Here is a 16490-nt window from a genome sequence, read left to right as displayed (position 1 = left end):
GAGCAGGATGAACAGTGAAACAGGATCGATCATGGCGTTTTTGTACAGCCGGTGGTCTGTTCCCATTTATGAACGCGAGCTTCCTGATCACTTTCAGGTGCCGTCGTTATACGTCCCGCCACCATCTGTTTTCGAGGAAACAGATACGGTCTCCACATTTAAAAAAACCTACAGTCTCAATGTAAAACTGTTTCATCTGGACTCCGTTCAGGCGCTGGGTGAAGCGGACAGGCTCGCGGATGCCATCAGAGAAGCGAGAAATATGATTCCGCTGCTGAGTGAATCCGGCGAGAAGACGGGGGATATGGTTCGCATCTCCCAAATCGAGACAAGGGTAGGGGACAGGGGCGAGGCGGCCATGGTGATCAGGTGGAGCAGCCGATATTATTATCACAAAACAGAACAGCATGTCTTACAGGATATCGACATGAACAGCGGGGTGAAATAAACGGTGAAGGACAAACAACAGAAGAAGGCTGTACATACAAAGAGCCGGGAAGCTCTATTTGATACAGCGGATTTGATTAAGCACGCGAAGGAACTGTTCGGCGTTAAGCCGGATATTCTTCAGGGGGCTTTATTTGGCGTGGATCAACCACGTATGACGAAATCAGAAGCCAACCAATTGATTCAAACATTTCTAACCAAGGAGGTCATGTCATCATGAATGGCGGAACATTTACAACAGGCAAAGAAAAAGAACGTGCAGGCATTTATTTTAACTTTAAAACGACGGCACAGGAGCGGGTATCACTCAGTGAACGGGGAACAGTCGCACTTCCGGTCGCATCAAGCTGGGGCGAAGCGAAAACGTTCGTCTCCATTTCCAGCGTTGAAGACCTAAACAAAAAAGTGGGCCTCAGCATTGATGACCCGTCTTTATTGCTGCTGCGTGAAGCAAAGAAAAATGCGAAAACGGTATTAATGTACCGTCTAACCGAAGGTGTCCGAGCGTCTGCTGATATTGCTGAAGGCGTCAAAGCAACTGCAGTATATGGCGGAACAAAAGGAAATGACATTATCATCCGCATCAATCAAAATGTGCTGGATGCTAATTCTTTCGATGTGACAACATATATGGACGAATCAGAGGTTGATAAACAGACTGTCAAAAAGGCTGAAGAATTAACAGCTAACGGCTATGTCACTTTTACCGGAACAGGCGATCTTTCTTCAACGATTCCTCTCACTGGATCAGAAGGAGACACTGCAGCTGAGACGCTGAATGCATCCGCGGGCATCCGTTTATCCGGCGGTACGGATAAAGCCCCTGTCAACTCCGACTATACAGATTTCTTAGCCGCGGCTGAAACGGAGAGCTTTGATGTGATTGCGCTGCCTGTTGCAGAAGGTGACCAGTTAAAGGCGACGTTTGCTGCTTTCATTAAACGCCTGCGCGACGGCCAAGGACAAAAAGTGCAAGGCGTCACAGCCAATTATGCCGGTGATTATGAAGGCATCATCAACGTAACTGAGGGTGTGCTGCTTGAAGATGGCACGGAAGTTACACCGGACAAAGCAACAGCTTGGGTAGCTGGAGCGAGTGCAGGAGCAACCTTTAACCAATCACTCACATTTGTAGAATACGAAGGCGCCGTTGATGTGTTACACCGCCTCGACCACGATACGATTGTTGAACGTCTGGGCAAAGGTGAATTTTTATTCACATTCGACGCCCGTGACAAATCCGTCAGCGTAGAAAAGGACATTAACTCACTCGTGACGTTCACAGCTGAGAAAAACAAGAAATTTGCGAAGAACAAAATCGTTCGTGTCCTGGATGCTGTGAATAATGATTTAACACGCGAGCTGAAAGCCTTAATTAAATCAAGAAAAGGCAGCGGAAGCGATATCCCGGCATCTGAAGACGGACTGCAGTATGTAAAAACGATGATCACGCAATACATGACAACGCTTCAGGATGCGGGCGGCATCACTGGCTTTGATTCCGATGAAGATATCACAATTTCAATGAATGAAGATCGTGACGGCTTCTTGATTGACCTGGCTGTTCAGCCTGTCGACGCAGCAGAAAAATTCTACTTTAATGTGGAGGTAAACTAATATGGCATTAAAAGCACAAAACACAATCTCAGGAAAAGAAGGCCGCTTATTTCTCGATGGTGAGGAAATGGCGCACATCAAAACATTTGAAGCAAACGTTGAGAAAAACAAATCCGAAGTCAACATTATGGGCCGCCGCATGACAGGCCATAAAACAACAGGGGCAAACGGAACTGGAACAGCAACGTTTTATAAAGTCACATCAAAATTCGTGATCCTGATGATGGACTATGTCAAAAAAGGCAGCGACCCATACTTCACACTCCAAGCCGTGCTGGATGATCAATCCTCAGGCCGGGGCACAGAGCGAGTCACGCTGTACGACGTCAACTTTGACTCTGCCAAAATCGCAAGCCTTGATGTCGATTCAGAAGCGTTAGAGGAAGAAGTTCCATTTACATTCGAAGACTTCGACGTCCCTGAAAAGCTGTCTGACACGTTTTAATAAAAGGCGCATACGCAGACCTTTCTCAGAAAGGTCTGTTTTTTTACAGGATCAAACTAAACAATAGACAAGGGAGTTTTTTACATGAGCGAGAAGAACGAAAACGTATATGATCTTTCCTTTTTTATGCCGGGAAAAACAATTGAAGCTGAGGAAATCAAAGTGCCAATCTCAAAGCGTTTTGTTGATAAAAAAGGGAACATCGTGCCATTTATTTTTAAAGCGATCACGACGGAGCGCATTGATGAATTGGAGAAAGAAACAACAACGTATAAAAATGTCAAAGGCAGAGGCCGTGTAAAAGATTTAGACAGCCAACGCTTTTATGCCCGAATCGCAGTTGAATCAACCGTTTATCCGGACTTCCGTTCAAAAGAGCTTCGAGAAGCTTACAAAACGGCTGACCCGGTAGAAGTTGCGAAACGCGTGCTCTCAGTTGGAGGCGAGTATGCGAACTGGTTAAACAAAGCGATTGAGATTAATGGATTTGAAGATGAATTAGAGGATCTGGAAGAAGAAGCAAAAAACTAATCAAGGATGGGCATAAAGAAGCCGTGTATCTCTACTATGCGATGCACGAGCTTCACTATTCCCCATCAGATTTATTGGCGCTCTACGAAGCGCCCAGAAACTATAAAGCGCTGTTGTATGGAATGATCGGATATAAGCTCGATCTCCTTGAAAAACAAGCAAAGAAAGGAGGGGCATCGTAATTGGCAAAGCTGACAGCAAGGTTTGAAATGGAAGACCGTGTAAGTAAAAAGTTAAGAAAGATCCAGAATGGGTTTAGAGCACTTGAAAAGTATAGAAAAATGGTGCAGCGAAAAAGCGCTATTGATGTTCGAAAAGAAAGCAAAACTGTATTAAGGACAATTGATCGCATACAAAAATCATTAAAGAAAAAGCTTGGCGCCCAAATGATCTCCATTTCAACTGAGGATAAAGCCAGCAGTGTCATTCAGCAGGTTAATGTTCAATTGCAGAGATTGCCGTCATCTGTATCTATAAAAATAGATGCTAGTGACCAAGCAACCGAAAAGTTTGAACGATTAAGAGAGCTCGTGGCAGGTTTTAAAGGCTTTACGATTATGCTGAGTGCAGAAGATCAAGTGTTGCCGGCTGTGCAAAAAATACAGCGCTATATGGAAACTGCACTTAAAAATGGTTACTCTGTTACGATACGCGTGATTGATCACGTCATGAAAACAGTCGGTCGTATTTCTGCTGGTATTGATGCCTTAACAGGAAAAGACAACAAACTTGAGCTCGCTATTAATGACAGGGTGTCAAATAAGCTGGATTCATTGCAGAAAAGAATTGACAGCATGGGAAGCTCAGGTCCCTCCGAGAAAGGAGCGCCTTCATCAGGAGGAAATACAGGAGATATTGCGAGCATGTTTGATCCAGAAACGATTTTGACAGCACTGGACAAATTTGCTGCTTCTTTCATGGAAAAGGTGGATGAAATCGCCACAAAGTTCAGCCCGGAAACAATCTTAACAGAGCTGGATAAATTTACGACATCGTTCATGAATAAGGTGGATGAAGTCGCCACAAAGTTTAGTCCAGAGACAATTTTGTCGCAGCTGGATAAGTTCACAACATCGTTCATGAGTAAAGTGGACGCAATTGCAACGAAGTTCAGTCCAGAAACGATTCTGGCACAGTTGGATAAGTTTACAACATCGTTCATGAGTAAAGTGGACGGAATTGCGACGAAATTCAGTCCAGAAACGATTTTGTCACAGCTGGATAAATTTACAACATCGTTCATGAGTAAAGTGGATGCAATCGCAAGTAAATTCAGTCCAGAAACGATTTTGTCGCAGCTGGATAAATTCACAACATCGTTCATGAGTAAAGTGGACGCAATTGCGACGAAATTCAGTCCAGAAACGATTTTGTCGCAGCTGGATAAATTCACAACATCGTTCATGAGTAAAGTGGATGCAATCGCAAGTAAATTCAGTCCAGAAACGATTTTTAAGCAGCTTGACAAGTTTACAGATTCCTTTATGAAAAAAGTGGATGCAACCGCAAGTAAATTCAGTCCAGAAGCGATTTTTAAGCAGCTTGACAAGTTTACAGATTCCTTTATGAAAAAAGTGGATGAAATCGCAAGCAAATTCAGTCCAGAAGCGATTTTTAAGCAGCTTGATAAGTTTACAGATTCCTTCATGAAAAAAGTGGATGATATCGTAAGTAAATTCAGCCCGGAAACAATCTTTAACGAGCTTGACAAGTTTACAGATTCCTTCATGAAAAAAGTGGACGATGTCGTAAGTAAATTCAGCCCGGAAACGATTTTAAACGAGCTTGACAAGTTTACAGATTCCTTTATGAAAAAAGCAGATGATGTCGCCAGCAAATTCAGTCCAGACGCCATTATTACTAAAGCGGAAGACTTTGTAACAAATATTGTTGACAAAATTTCAGAGAAATTTAATTTCCTGAACCCGGATAAAATCGCTAATAAAGCAGAAAAGTTTGTTGATAACATTGTTTCAAAAATCGCCAAGAAATTCGAGAAATTCAGCCCTGATAAAATTATTGAAAAAGTGGGAGAGTTTTTTGAAAAAATTATAAAAGGCATTGCTGAGAAGCTGGGGAATCTGGATATTGGCGGGTTGTTTGGCGGCAAATCCAGCGGAAGCAAAGGCAAACAAAAAGCTTCAAAAGCCAATACAAAGAACTCAACTTCTAACAATTCAAACCGCACTAAAAAACCTTCTATGAACCAAAAATCTTCAGGTTCAAAATCGAAAAAGTCAGGCGGCAAATGGGGCGGGGCTTGTGGTTGCTGCTGTGCCGGAATCAGTACAGGCAAAAGCAAAAAAGTCAAAAATAGAAACGGTTCATCAACAAAAGGGAATAAAACAAATCCTGTGAATACACCTAAATCTGCTAAAGGAGCAGCAGGCAAAGGTTTTTCAGGCCTTCTGAAAACATTGGGTGAATCAAAAGGCTTAAAAGGCGGACTAAAGGGCTTAAAAGGAGCTGCAAAAGGAATACCGGGATTAGGCGAAATACTGTCCCTTACTGACTTAGCCGGTATCAATAAGAATAATGCTGGTGAAAAAGTAGGTTCAGCCGGCGGAGGTTTAGCAGGAGCCGCTGCAGGAGCGGCTATTGGAAGCGTTGTGCCGGGAGTCGGGACTGCTATTGGCGGTGTTGTAGGAGGAATTGCCGGTACTTTCGGCGGTGAAAGTTTAGGTAAGGCAATTGATGCCGGCGCTCTAGAAGATACATGGAACAGCATCACAGAGGGTGCGCAAAATGCCTGGTCAGCCATTCAGGATACTTGGGGAACTGTATCAACATGGTTTATGGATAATGTCTGGACGCCAGTGTCAACCGCAGTTGTGGGTGTAGCAACAAGCATATGGTCCAACATCGTGAATGCTTGGACAACGATCCAAACGATATTCAGTACTGTATCAACATGGTTTATGGACAATGTCTGGACGCCGGTTTCATCAGCAGTTGTGGGTGTAGCAACAGCAATATGGTCTAAAATCGTAAATGCATGGACGACGATTAAAAATGTGTTCAGTACAGTTGCTTCATGGTTTATGAGTAATGTGTGGGGGCCAGTCAAATCTGCTGTAATAGGAGCGGCAACTACAATCTGGGATAAAATGACCGGTGCTTGGAATAAGATTAAGAGTGTTTTCAGTACGGTATCGGGATGGTTCATGGATACAGTTTGGAACCCGGTCAAAAATACAGTCTCAGATGTAGGCAAGGGAATCTCAGATGCTTTCAAAAAAGCGATAGACACCGTTAAGAACATTTGGAAAGGCCTGAGCGGCTGGTTTAAAAAGAATATTCAAGAACCTCTTACAAAGGTGGGAGAAGCGATTTCAGATGCTTTTTCTAAAGCGTTCGGCTGGGTGAAGCAAATCTGGGATAAAGCTGGCGGCGTAGCTAGTAAAGTAATTAATTTTGTAACCGGCGGCGGTGATCCGAATAAAGGTAAGGATCCGGATAAAAATGCCACAGGCGGCTACATCACCAAACCAACCATCTCGTGGATCGGTGAAGCCGGCAAGGAATTCGTTATCCCGGTTGATAACAACCGAGGCCGGGGGAAGATGCTTCTTTCACAAGCGGCGTCTAAGCTGGGTATGCAAGTTGTAGACGATATGGGAGCAGCTTCGTCTTCTGGCGGAAGTCCAGCATCTGTTTCAGGAGGAGCAGCTGTCAGTCCTCTATCAGGCTCAGCCTCCCCAGCAATGAACACTGCAAATCTTACAGGCCAAGCATCCACACTCGGACAGCAATTTTCAGAAGGCTTTGGTAAAGGCATCAGCGATCAGCCGGTCAAAATGGAAGACTGGAAAAAGAAAAACATCAATACGCCATTTACACAAATGATTTCTGCTTCACCAAATTACGGTAAACAAATGGTAAGCGGGTATGCCAAGGGCCAAAACGGCACTGCAACCGGAACGGACGGCTTTTTGCAATCAAAAGTTAAAACGCCGTACCAAGCTACTGTAAATAAATCGTCATCATGGGGGACAGGTACGGTCAAAGGCTTTGCGCAAGGACAGAACTCGACCCAAACAGGGACAGCGCAGTATGTAAGCTCACATGTTGACAAGCCGTTCCTGCGTTCCAAAGACACATCCAACAGCTGGGGTTCAGGCTTGATCGGTAACTTTGTGACAGGCATGAATTCTAAATCCAGTGAAGTAAAACAAGCAGCAAAGGATATGGCCAAGAGAGTGGAGCAGGCTTTCCGTGAGGAGCTAGATATCCATTCACCTTCCCGTGTCATGATGAGCTTGGGGCGTTTTGCTTCAATTGGTGTTGTCAAAGGCCTTGGCTCAGTAGATGTAAAGAAATATGCTGAAAAACAAGCCGGATCACTGGCGGCTGCCTATTCCGGAATGGGAGCCATGGGCGGGAACGTAAAACAATGGATTATGGCTGCTCTCATGGCCACCAAGACACCGATGAGCTGGCTTCCGGGACTCATGACGATTGCGCAGCATGAATCCGGAGGCAATCCGAATGCAATTAACTTGTGGGACAGCAACGCAAAAGCGGGGCATCCGTCGCAAGGGCTGATGCAGACGATCCCAAGCACCTTTAATGACCATAAAGCACCGGGGATGGGTAACATTAAAAACCCGATTCACAACGCAGCTGCTGCGATCGGCTACATTAAAAGCAGATATGGATCAATCAACAATGTGCCGGGTATTAAAAGCCTGAATCATGGCGGACCGTATGTCGGTTACGCAAACGGCGGGCTGATTACAAAAGAACAAATTGCCCGTGTCGGAGAAGGAAACAAGCGGGAATGGATCATTCCGGAGGAGCGAGGCATCCGCGGCCGCTACCTCCTTCAGAGAGCTGCGCAAGCTCTTGGTATGGAAGTGACAGATCCGTCTCAATCCCAGCAGTCTGAGCTTTCTTCAGGACAAGTTTCAGCAGTTACATCCGGTACACGGCAAACGATACAAACAGCCGGAACGAAAGAAATAAAGATTGAGTTTAACGGCGATCAGCATTTCCATAATGGACAGGATGCGGATGGCCTGGTTGCGAAAATCAAGCAGGCATTACTTGATGAATTACAAAAAGACATTAACACCGGAACAAAGGGGGTCGTGGCTTTTGACTAAGTCTATCTATGAATTTTGGATATCACAGGGGAAAGAAAAGCTGCGATTCCCGGTTCTTCCTGAAGCGATTGATATAGCGAATAGTGTACAAAATGACTCAGTAAAGATAACGGGATTGGGTGAACTAACGTTTATTGAAGAACCCGGAGCAAAAGAAATTTCATTTTCTTCTTTTTTTCCAAAAAAGTATACGCCGATAGCTGAATATCAAAATCTCCCGTCTCCGGAAAATGCCATTGCGAAAATTGAAAAATGGATGAAGGCAAAAAAGCCTGTTCAATTTTTAATTACGGGAACAAAAATTAATATGACATGCAGTATTGAAAGCCTTAAATATAGTGAGGGAGACAATGAAATAGGTGATCGGGATTTTGATATTGTGCTAAAAGAATACAAAACCGCTTCCCCGCGGAAAATCAAGCAGAAGAAAAAAACAAAGGCAAAACGTCCGTCGAAGGCTGCGCCGAAGACGTACACAGTGAAAAAGGGAGACACGCTATGGGACATTGCAGGCAGATTTTACGGGAACAGTACTCAATGGGGCAAAGTTTGGAACGCCAATAAAACAGCAATGATCAAACGAAGCAAACGGAACATCAGGCAGCCGGGCCACTGGATTTTTCCCGGCCAAAAATTAAAGATACCGCAATGAAACAGGTGATGTATGTATGATGATAGAACTGTTCGTCATTAAAGACACAGAGTGGCTTGAGCTGGTTGCTGAAAGCGTATCGCTTGAGGGCCATCGTTATCAGGCGCCGCGCTCCATTGAAGCGACCATCGTCACCAAACAGGGCGACCAGACGTATTACAGTGTCTCAGAAGGAGATACGGTCTTGTTTAAATGGAAGGGAAAAGAGCTGTTTCGGGGCATTGTTTTTGCAAGAACCCCGGACGAGCATACGCTTGCCTTCAGCGCTTATGACATGCTTCAGTACCTGGTCAAAAACCAGGATATGTACGTGTTTTTCAATCAGCGGGCCGACCAGATCATCAGAAGGATTGCTAGTGACTTCCAGATACCGACAACCTCGATCACAAACACAGGCCATACGATCAAAAGTCTTGTCATTAAAAATGATACGACATTGTATGACATCATATTAAAAGCGCTGAAACAGACGAAAAGCCAGACAGGACGACATTACCAGCTGTATTCGGAAAAAGGAAAGCTCGGTCTGCGCGCTTGGCCAGATCCGTCAGAGGTATGGGTGCTTGAAACGGGCGTCAATATCACAGGCTACCAATACAGCACTTCTATAAACGACACTGCTACTCGGGTGGTGCTTCGCCGGCAAAAGGACAATAAGACATATAAAGCCTCTGCTAAGGACAGTTCAGGCTTAAATAAATACGGTGTGCTTCAATATACGGAAACGGTCACGGATGACATCAACCAGGCACAGCTTCAGCAGCGGGCAGATGTACGCCTTGCTGAAAAAAAGGGCGTGAAAAAAGAACTGAAAAATATTCAGGCAGTGGGCATCCCGGAAGTGCAGAGCGGCTTGCCCGTCTATATTTCGATTCCAGAGGCCGGCATCAAGAAAACCTATTGGGTAGATACGGACCGGCATGAATTTAAAGGAACGAAACATACGATGACGATCGATGTTGTCGAAAAGAATACGATGCCGGAAGGAGTTTCCTGATGAGATTAAGTGAGGCTATAAAACATTTGGCAGTCGGCGCAGTTGACGCTGAGTCTCCGGTAGAACTGCTCCCGGCTGAAGTCGTTTCGGTTTCTCCTGTGGAAATCAAATTAAAAGAAAACAGCAAACTGATCATACCGGAAGACGCCATCATTATCCCAAAACGAATGCAGTCCGGAGGAGACGATGCACTCGAGCCGGGGGATCGCCTCATGACCGCGGCTCTGACTGGCGGGCAATCGTTTTTTATTTTAGATAAGGTATAGACAAAACCGCTTCAGTACGAAGGGGTTTTTATTTAGCATGTAAAAGGAGTGGGCATCATGGCCCTGACACCAGAAGTGGAGTTTGAAGATATTGAAGTTGAGAGCGAAGTCATTGAAACCTCGCAAACGTACAAAATAGATTTTGAAAACGGAAGAATTACGAATGAGCTGATTACCGGGCTTGAAGCGATCAGGCAGTTCGTGTATATCGCCTTACAGACAGAACGCTATGCATATTCCATATACAGCCATAATGTCGGAAACGAGCTTCAGGACGTGCTGACAGATCATGAGACGACTGATGCGTATAAAAAGATGGAGATTCCGAGACTGATAGAAGAGGCGCTGGTTTATGATGACCGGATATCGGCTGTAACAGATTTTGAGATTGAAAAACAAGGCGACGCGTTTCATGTGTCCTTCGTGGTGGAGACGGATGAAGGAACGCTTGAGATTGAGGAGGTGATTGGCGAACATGTTTGAAGATCAGACTTTTGAAGCGATTATGGAGCGTATGCTGAACAGCATTTCCGCAGATATTGACACAAGAGAAGGCAGCGTCATTTATAATGCGTTAGCCCCGGCGGCGGCCGAGCTTGCGAAGTCTTATATATGGCTGGATACTGTGCTTGAGCTAGTTTTTTCTGATACCGCACAAGGCGAATTTTTAGACAGGCGTGCAGCGGAAGCGGGAATTGAACGGACAGCCGCGACAAAGGCGGTCAGAGCGGGAGAGTTTACATCTGGAGTTACTATTCCTGTCGGCTCCCGCTTTTACGTGGATAATCTTTATTTTCAATATACGGCAGACGGGACGCTCATCTGTGAAACACCTGGTGAAGCGGGAAACGCCAATCTGACCGGACGCAATTTACTGTCATTGGATACCATTCCCGGTTTAGAAACGGCCATTGTCAAAGAAATCCTGATTCCGGGGCGCGAGGAAGAGGGAGATGACAGCTTGCGAGAACGGTATTTTACAAGGGTTCGGCGTGAGGCCGTCAGTGCCAATAAAATGCATTATAAAGAGTGGGCTGAGGAAGTGGACGGTGTGGGAAAGGCAAAGATCTTCCCGCTTTGGAACGGTGAAGGCACGGTCAAAATTGTCGTCACCAATGCGAATCTTGAGCCCGCTTCTCCTATTTTAATTCAAAAAGTGAAAGATTATATCGACCCTGAACCAGGACAGGGAGAGGGACAGGCGCCAATCGGAGCCGTTGTCACGGTGGAAAGCGCGGTCTGGAAGGAAGTTGAGATTTCTGCCGAAGTGCTGCCTGAGATCAATCACTCAATTGATGAAGTGAAGTCGGAAATTGAGGAAGGTGTTTTAAACCTCTTTAAAAAAATGGCGTTTGAAGACAACGTTATCCGCCTTTCTCAAATTAACAATATCGTCTATAATTCACCATCAGTCAGTGACTACTCCAATATTCAAATCAACGGCACGTCTGAAAATCTGGTGCTGAGCAACGTGGAAATTCCTAAGCTTGGGCAGGTGAAGATTATTGAGCAAACAAGATGACATGACAGCTTATCTGCCGCCGTTTCTCACCAGCCTTAAAGAAATGGCCGAGCTGCTGAAAGCGGAAGCGCCTGAGTTTGATAAACAGAATAACAGCATATTTGATCTGACGGATCAGTTATTCGTACCGACGGCGACATGGGGGCTCAGCCGCTGGGAAAAGATTTTAAACGTACCGCGTGAATCAGGCGACACAGATGAGATCAGACGATTGCGGCTCATTTCCAAAATGTCGAACATCCCGCCAATCACATATAGGGCCATTGAGCAGGCGGTAAACCGTTTCTTGAAAAACCCGTCTGCACAGGTCCGCCTGCTTCCCGGTGAATACCGCTTTAACGTGGATATCAATGTTGATGACCTTCAGCACATGAATGAGCTGATCGAAGCCATAGAAAACATGAAACCCGCTCATTTGGCGTATACGCTCAGAGGCGGATTGAATGAGACGCTGCAAATCAAAGATACAGTCATCCTGAATCACCGCAGATACCGAACGGCCAGTGAACTCAAGGTCGGTTATTCTGTCACTCTTAACAACAATGAGGTGGTTTTAACTTGATTTCAACCATATACAGAGAACGTACAGCGGCTGATCTAAAAAGCAGAATCGATCACGTGCTGCTCAACGGCCAAAAAACAGAAATAGTAGAGCTCGCCATTGACGGTGCGACCGTCACCGTTCTGACAAAACGTGAGGAAGACATTAAGCATATCGAAACGGTACAAATTTTTGACGAGCTGGGCAACGTCATTACAGAGAGAAAGACTGACCTGGACGTCAGCGAAAACAGAACACTCGATTTCAGATTTACTTTTGAGGTGGTGTAAACATGGCATACGAAGAAAAAACAGACTGGCTTCCGGACGACCCCATCAACGAAGATGACGTCAACCGCTGGGAAAAAGGCATAAAAGACGCCCACACAGACCTGGCCGCCCACAAAAACGACATGAACAACCCCCACAACACAACAAAGGCGCAAATCGGGCTGGGGAATGTGGACAATGTGCAGCAGGCGGCGAAGAAGGATTTTGACAAGCATATTTCAGATGAAATCATACACATTTCATCTAGTGAGAGGACTAAGTGGAACAACGCACAATTAACTAAGCTAACTGATGAAAAAGGAAAATATCTAGCAAGCATCCAAAACGGTCTGGATTTTCACAAGATTGTTGAAGAATTGGATCAAACCTTTTTCTTTTATACTGATAAGACGGGAATCAATACCCCACCGTTTGCCACTAGAGGATTGTATATTGGCTACAAATCTTATGGAGAAGCTTTGGCAATGGATTATGAAGGAGGTACATGGCGAAAAAGCCTGAATGATTCCGGCTGGACTGATTGGGTTCAATTAGAAACTTCAGAAGGCGCTCAATTTAAGGTGAGGAGCCATGAAGAAAAAACTGAAATACATGTAAATAAAAGCGATAAAGACAAATGGAATTTGGGACAGTTATTTAAAGTAACTGCCGATAATGGGACACAAAAGATTAACCTGTCATCTGGATCTTTTTATGATTCGCTCAAAGATGTTGGGACTGTTACTTTCTATGGAACAAATGCGGTCACAGATAACCCGTCAAACACAAGTCTTCGAGGTATGCAATTGGTCGGTCAGCTAGGAATAGGCATGGGGTATGCTGTGGATGTGGGAGGTAATGCTTGGTGGTTTTTCTATAACGCTAACGATAGTGCGATCAATTGGTATCAAATTGAGTCTATAACGGGAGCGCAGTCAAAGATAGATGAACATGCCAATAAAACAGATATCCATGTAACAACATCCGATAAAGACAAATGGAATAATGCACAGCTATATAAATTAACTGATACTCAGGGCTGCCGGACTAAAATCCCAGATGGAACTGACTTATTAACGCTGCCCTCTGGCTTTTATTATGCAGTAGGGAATGTCATAATAAACAATCCTGTTTTGGGAGATGGATCATGGTATAACTATGATGTTATTGAAACAGGAGGTGGCGGCCGAAAAACAATTTTTGCATCTAGAAGTTTCGACGGAACCTTTTGGATGGCAACGATTCATACAGATGGCGTGTTTAAAGGATGGAATAAGATCGAGACCGAGGCAAGTGCACAAACTAAAGCAGATAAAGCCTTAGATGATGCTAAAAACTATGTTGATGCAAATTATTCTAATCAAAAATTAACTGTTTTAACAGGAACAAATGTAATCCAAGATGCGAGAATAAGCGGAAATGATTACCCAGCTGGTATCACATTCATGGATATAGGAGCTAATAACGCTACCGGTTACCCACTTACCTATGGCATTGTAAAAAATGAAAAGCATAGTAATTATCGCTTTACTCAGTATTTTTATGGAAATGCAGACACAACTAGTGGAAGCTATGATCATGTTGGGACTTGGATCCGCCATTGGTGGGCTGGTACAGGCTGGACAGCTTGGCATAAAATTTCTGGATTTGCACATGCCAATATTCGGGCCAACAGCATACAATATTTAAATAAAGCTAACCATACAAAAATTCAGTTTAAACGCAAAATAAAAGATAGTCATAATGCTTTTGACACAAATAATAGTAGATTCGTTGCTCCTAACGATGGAATGTTTCTAGTAGGAGTTGGGCTGTATATGATAAATACACCGGCTTACATCAATTTTCATCTGAAACTCTATCTAAATGGATCATTGTATAAACCAATTGACCATAAGAGAGGGGACTTTGTTGATAAGCAAAATGAAATGTACCTTGGATTAAATGGTAATGTAACCGTTCCTATGAACAAAGGTGACTATATAGAGATCTATTGTTATTGCAATTATAGCGGTGATGATAGAAGAGGTGTATCCGATTTTAACGAGCTATACAACTATATAGACGTCCAAGAACTTGGAGGACTTAACTATCCTACAGTATAAGATAGGAGGCAAAATGATGATCGCAGAAGCAATCATGTTTAAATACCCCAATGCAGATCCAACAAAAGATTTTATCGTTCAGAATGACGGGGAAGGGTCTTATATAGCTGAATGGAACCTGCGCTCGCCCATCCCAACACAAAAAGAACTCGAAACCTGGTGGGAAGAGCTGCAAAAAAACCCGCCGTACGAGCCGCCTGATCAGGTGGAGCTTCTCGCTCAAGAATTGTCACAAGAAAAGCTGGCACGCAAGCAGCTTGAAGAACTGAACAAAACTTTGGGAAGCGAGCTGGCAGATATAAAGCTTTCAATACTTTCTTTGAAAGGGGATTATGCTGAATGAATTATTGGGTGCTAGCCCTTTATTATGAGTGGGCGACAGCAGATATGGTAAAACAAGCATTAGCATATAAAGACTGTTCAATTGAGGATCTGGCAGAGGGTGTGAACAAAAAGCTGATCACAGCTGACCAGTATAAAGAAATTACCGGTAAAGCCATGTAGTAAGGCTTTTTTATTTTGCCTGTTTTTAGATCAAAGGAGGATGAAGATGGTGAAGTATCAATATGAATTTCCTCTCGATAGGACTGGAAAAGCTGGCGCTGTAAAGCCCTATCGAGGAGGAAAAAATGATTTTGTGACACCTGTTTCGAATTTGTCAGGCGTAGCGGAGATTTTAACAAATGCTTCCTTAAAGGCGACTGAGGCATATAGTCAGCTCGGGCAGGACAGGCTTGGCGCAGTTCTGATTTCGAAAGTGAAGGGCTGGGCGTATGCAGATCGTGAAGGTACGCTCTTTATAGAAGAAAGCGACAACAACAATGTTTGGGCAACGACAGCAGCAGTTAATGTCGCAGCAGGCGTCCTGACAGCGACGGACTGGGTATATCTTTCTAAACGCTATTACCGTTTCCGCTATGTGAACGGGAATCTTCAGCAATCTGAGTTTGTATTATACCAATCAGTCGGTGCGGGTGAGATGGATGTGCGTGTCAATGAAAAAACGCCTTTACAGATTGACTTTGCGGAGAATCAAACACACGATGGACGGCTGAAAGTCGAGGCTCGCAAAACATTTGACTTTGTCTTTCATGAAAATGCAGAGTCCGCCGGCGAGGGGGCTGCTTTACCTGTTGACGGTGCCGCGCATTTACTCGTTGAAGTCTACGGCACAGCAGAAATGAGCGAAGTCAAATTTTGGGGCAAATCGGTGTCAGGACAGAAACTGCCGATCAGAGGCGTGAAAACTGATGATGCTACCACTGCCTCCAGTACATTAGGAAAAGCTGAGGCATGGGCCTTTGATATTAAAGGGTTTAAGGAGATCATCATGGAGATTATCAGTATCACCGGCGGTACTCTTTCGGTAAAAGGGACCGCGGTTTCATAATAGTCTCGGCCCTCGGAAGGGAGGTGATCTGCATGTGAAGGAGGAGTGAGAGATGCAGCAAGAGGCAGACGTGAATGTGTTTCAGCAGGATTTAGCAGACATGAAAGGCGAGCACAAAGCACTTGAGCAGAGGGTTTCCGCATTAGAACGCGTGTCTGACCGGCAAGACCAGCAAATCATGACGCTGAACGAAAAATTAAACAAAATTGAAGAAAACACCACGTGGATTAAACGCACCATCACAGGTGCCATCATTACAGCAGTGTCTACAGGCATCATTGGCGGAGCCATCGCCATTATGTACAGCCTGCTGCAGCATTAAAGGGGGATTTTTATGAACACGTTTGACAAGGGCACGGTCATCAGGACGGTGCTTCTTTTAATTGCTTTAATCAACCAGACCATGCTGATGCTCGACAAATCACCATTGGACATTCAGGAGGAGCAGGTCAATCAGCTCGCTGACGCTCTTTATTCAGCCGGTTCCATCGCATTTACAATTGGAACGACACTTGCCGCTTGGTTTAAAAACAACTATGTAACAGAAAAAGGGAAAAAACAGCGCGACTTGTTAAGGGACAATAATCTGACGAAATAAGGAGA

At 44.5% G+C, this 16490-nt stretch carries 20 protein-coding genes; all 20 read left to right on the top strand.

Features of this window, described 5'->3' with window-relative positions; translation table 11 throughout:
• Window positions 1-7 precede the first annotated feature (7 nt).
• Window positions 8-448 carry a phage portal protein gene (locus ACZ07B_RS09850; protein ID WP_326211386.1) on the top strand — a complete coding sequence of 147 codons (441 nt, stop codon included), beginning with the start codon at window positions 8-10 and terminating at the stop codon, window positions 446-448.
• A 3-nt stretch (window positions 449-451) separates the two neighbouring features.
• On the top strand, window positions 452-667 hold the full coding sequence (locus tag ACZ07B_RS09845; RefSeq protein ID WP_015383435.1) for a hypothetical protein: 216 nt from the start codon (window positions 452-454) through the stop codon (window positions 665-667).
• Window positions 664-2064, top strand: a complete 1401-nt coding sequence (locus tag ACZ07B_RS09840) for a phage tail sheath family protein (protein ID WP_003245369.1) — start codon at window positions 664-666, stop codon at window positions 2062-2064. The genes ACZ07B_RS09845 and ACZ07B_RS09840 overlap by 4 nt, the downstream gene beginning before the upstream one ends.
• A gap of 1 nt (window position 2065) precedes the next feature.
• A complete protein-coding gene (locus ACZ07B_RS09835; RefSeq protein WP_003239114.1) occupies window positions 2066-2509 on the top strand; it encodes a phage tail tube protein in 444 nt (147 codons plus the stop codon).
• An 84-nt stretch (window positions 2510-2593) separates the two neighbouring features.
• On the top strand, window positions 2594-3040 hold the full coding sequence (locus ACZ07B_RS09830; RefSeq protein ID WP_015715734.1) for a phage tail assembly chaperone: 447 nt from the start codon (window positions 2594-2596) through the stop codon (window positions 3038-3040).
• A 41-nt stretch (window positions 3041-3081) separates the two neighbouring features.
• Window positions 3082-3222 (top strand): hypothetical protein, encoded by a 141-nt coding sequence (locus tag ACZ07B_RS09825; RefSeq protein ID WP_129138065.1) that lies wholly within the window; start codon window positions 3082-3084, stop codon window positions 3220-3222.
• Window positions 3223-8145: a transglycosylase SLT domain-containing protein gene (locus ACZ07B_RS09820; protein WP_464877145.1), complete on the top strand. Its 4923-nt coding sequence runs from the start codon at window positions 3223-3225 to the stop codon at window positions 8143-8145.
• Window positions 8138-8797: a LysM peptidoglycan-binding domain-containing protein gene (locus ACZ07B_RS09815; protein ID WP_464877144.1), complete on the top strand. Its 660-nt coding sequence runs from the start codon at window positions 8138-8140 to the stop codon at window positions 8795-8797. Before ACZ07B_RS09820 ends, ACZ07B_RS09815 begins: the two co-directional genes overlap by 8 nt.
• Window positions 8798-8816: 19 nt before the next feature.
• Window positions 8817-9794 carry an XkdQ/YqbQ family protein gene (locus tag ACZ07B_RS09810; RefSeq protein ID WP_464877222.1) on the top strand — a complete coding sequence of 326 codons (978 nt, stop codon included), beginning with the start codon at window positions 8817-8819 and terminating at the stop codon, window positions 9792-9794.
• Window positions 9794-10060, top strand: coding sequence for a DUF2577 family protein (locus ACZ07B_RS09805; protein WP_003244812.1), 267 nt, complete (start codon window positions 9794-9796; stop codon window positions 10058-10060). Before ACZ07B_RS09810 ends, ACZ07B_RS09805 begins: the two co-directional genes overlap by 1 nt.
• A gap of 57 nt (window positions 10061-10117) precedes the next feature.
• Window positions 10118-10543 carry a DUF2634 domain-containing protein gene (locus tag ACZ07B_RS09800; RefSeq protein ID WP_464877143.1) on the top strand — a complete coding sequence of 142 codons (426 nt, stop codon included), beginning with the start codon at window positions 10118-10120 and terminating at the stop codon, window positions 10541-10543.
• Window positions 10536-11582 carry a baseplate J/gp47 family protein gene (locus tag ACZ07B_RS09795; RefSeq protein WP_024573155.1) on the top strand — a complete coding sequence of 349 codons (1047 nt, stop codon included), beginning with the start codon at window positions 10536-10538 and terminating at the stop codon, window positions 11580-11582. Before ACZ07B_RS09800 ends, ACZ07B_RS09795 begins: the two co-directional genes overlap by 8 nt.
• Window positions 11566-12144 (top strand): YmfQ family protein, encoded by a 579-nt coding sequence (locus tag ACZ07B_RS09790; protein WP_042974283.1) that lies wholly within the window; start codon window positions 11566-11568, stop codon window positions 12142-12144. The genes ACZ07B_RS09795 and ACZ07B_RS09790 overlap by 17 nt, the downstream gene beginning before the upstream one ends.
• Window positions 12141-12413: a hypothetical protein gene (locus tag ACZ07B_RS09785; RefSeq protein ID WP_003232665.1), complete on the top strand. Its 273-nt coding sequence runs from the start codon at window positions 12141-12143 to the stop codon at window positions 12411-12413. Before ACZ07B_RS09790 ends, ACZ07B_RS09785 begins: the two co-directional genes overlap by 4 nt.
• Window positions 12414-12415: 2 nt before the next feature.
• Window positions 12416-14497 carry a terminase gene (locus ACZ07B_RS09780; protein WP_217019698.1) on the top strand — a complete coding sequence of 694 codons (2082 nt, stop codon included), beginning with the start codon at window positions 12416-12418 and terminating at the stop codon, window positions 14495-14497.
• Window positions 14498-14510: 13 nt separating this feature from the next.
• A complete protein-coding gene (locus ACZ07B_RS09775; RefSeq protein WP_217019697.1) occupies window positions 14511-14840 on the top strand; it encodes an XkdW family protein in 330 nt (109 codons plus the stop codon).
• Window positions 14837-15001, top strand: coding sequence for an XkdX family protein (locus tag ACZ07B_RS09770; protein ID WP_014479563.1), 165 nt, complete (start codon window positions 14837-14839; stop codon window positions 14999-15001). Before ACZ07B_RS09775 ends, ACZ07B_RS09770 begins: the two co-directional genes overlap by 4 nt.
• A gap of 46 nt (window positions 15002-15047) precedes the next feature.
• Window positions 15048-15887 (top strand): phage-like element PBSX protein XepA, encoded by an 840-nt coding sequence (gene xepA, locus ACZ07B_RS09765; RefSeq protein ID WP_217019696.1) that lies wholly within the window; start codon window positions 15048-15050, stop codon window positions 15885-15887.
• Window positions 15888-15939: 52 nt separating this feature from the next.
• Window positions 15940-16209, top strand: a complete 270-nt coding sequence (locus tag ACZ07B_RS09760) for a hemolysin XhlA family protein (RefSeq protein WP_003232655.1) — start codon at window positions 15940-15942, stop codon at window positions 16207-16209.
• Between the two features lie 12 nt (window positions 16210-16221).
• Complete coding sequence (locus ACZ07B_RS09755; RefSeq protein WP_464877142.1) at window positions 16222-16485, top strand: phage holin; 264 nt, start codon at window positions 16222-16224, stop codon at window positions 16483-16485.
• Window positions 16486-16490 lie beyond the last annotated feature (5 nt).

Source organism: Bacillus sp. 9.4 (genome assembly GCF_055486415.1).
Note: the sequence above shows the minus strand (reverse complement) of the source record. Positions and strands in the feature narration are given on the sequence as shown.

Coding starts and splice junctions, on each gene's coding strand:
- ACZ07B_RS09795 (WP_024573155.1), top strand. CDS start 10,536: ATGTTTGAAGATCAGACTTTTGAAGCGATTATGGAGCGTATGCTGAAC.
- ACZ07B_RS09810 (WP_464877222.1), top strand. CDS start 8,817: ATGATAGAACTGTTCGTCATTAAAGACACAGAGTGGCTTGAGCTGGTT.
- ACZ07B_RS09800 (WP_464877143.1), top strand. CDS start 10,118: ATGGCCCTGACACCAGAAGTGGAGTTTGAAGATATTGAAGTTGAGAGC.
- ACZ07B_RS09755 (WP_464877142.1), top strand. CDS start 16,222: ATGAACACGTTTGACAAGGGCACGGTCATCAGGACGGTGCTTCTTTTA.
- ACZ07B_RS09830 (WP_015715734.1), top strand. CDS start 2,594: ATGAGCGAGAAGAACGAAAACGTATATGATCTTTCCTTTTTTATGCCG.
- ACZ07B_RS09770 (WP_014479563.1), top strand. CDS start 14,837: ATGAATTATTGGGTGCTAGCCCTTTATTATGAGTGGGCGACAGCAGAT.
- ACZ07B_RS09760 (WP_003232655.1), top strand. CDS start 15,940: ATGCAGCAAGAGGCAGACGTGAATGTGTTTCAGCAGGATTTAGCAGAC.
- ACZ07B_RS09825 (WP_129138065.1), top strand. CDS start 3,082: ATGCACGAGCTTCACTATTCCCCATCAGATTTATTGGCGCTCTACGAA.
- ACZ07B_RS09850 (WP_326211386.1), top strand. CDS start 8: ATGAACAGTGAAACAGGATCGATCATGGCGTTTTTGTACAGCCGGTGG.
- ACZ07B_RS09835 (WP_003239114.1), top strand. CDS start 2,066: ATGGCATTAAAAGCACAAAACACAATCTCAGGAAAAGAAGGCCGCTTA.
- ACZ07B_RS09805 (WP_003244812.1), top strand. CDS start 9,794: ATGAGATTAAGTGAGGCTATAAAACATTTGGCAGTCGGCGCAGTTGAC.
- ACZ07B_RS09780 (WP_217019698.1), top strand. CDS start 12,416: ATGGCATACGAAGAAAAAACAGACTGGCTTCCGGACGACCCCATCAAC.
- xepA (WP_217019696.1), top strand. CDS start 15,048: ATGGTGAAGTATCAATATGAATTTCCTCTCGATAGGACTGGAAAAGCT.
- ACZ07B_RS09775 (WP_217019697.1), top strand. CDS start 14,511: ATGATGATCGCAGAAGCAATCATGTTTAAATACCCCAATGCAGATCCA.
- ACZ07B_RS09840 (WP_003245369.1), top strand. CDS start 664: ATGAATGGCGGAACATTTACAACAGGCAAAGAAAAAGAACGTGCAGGC.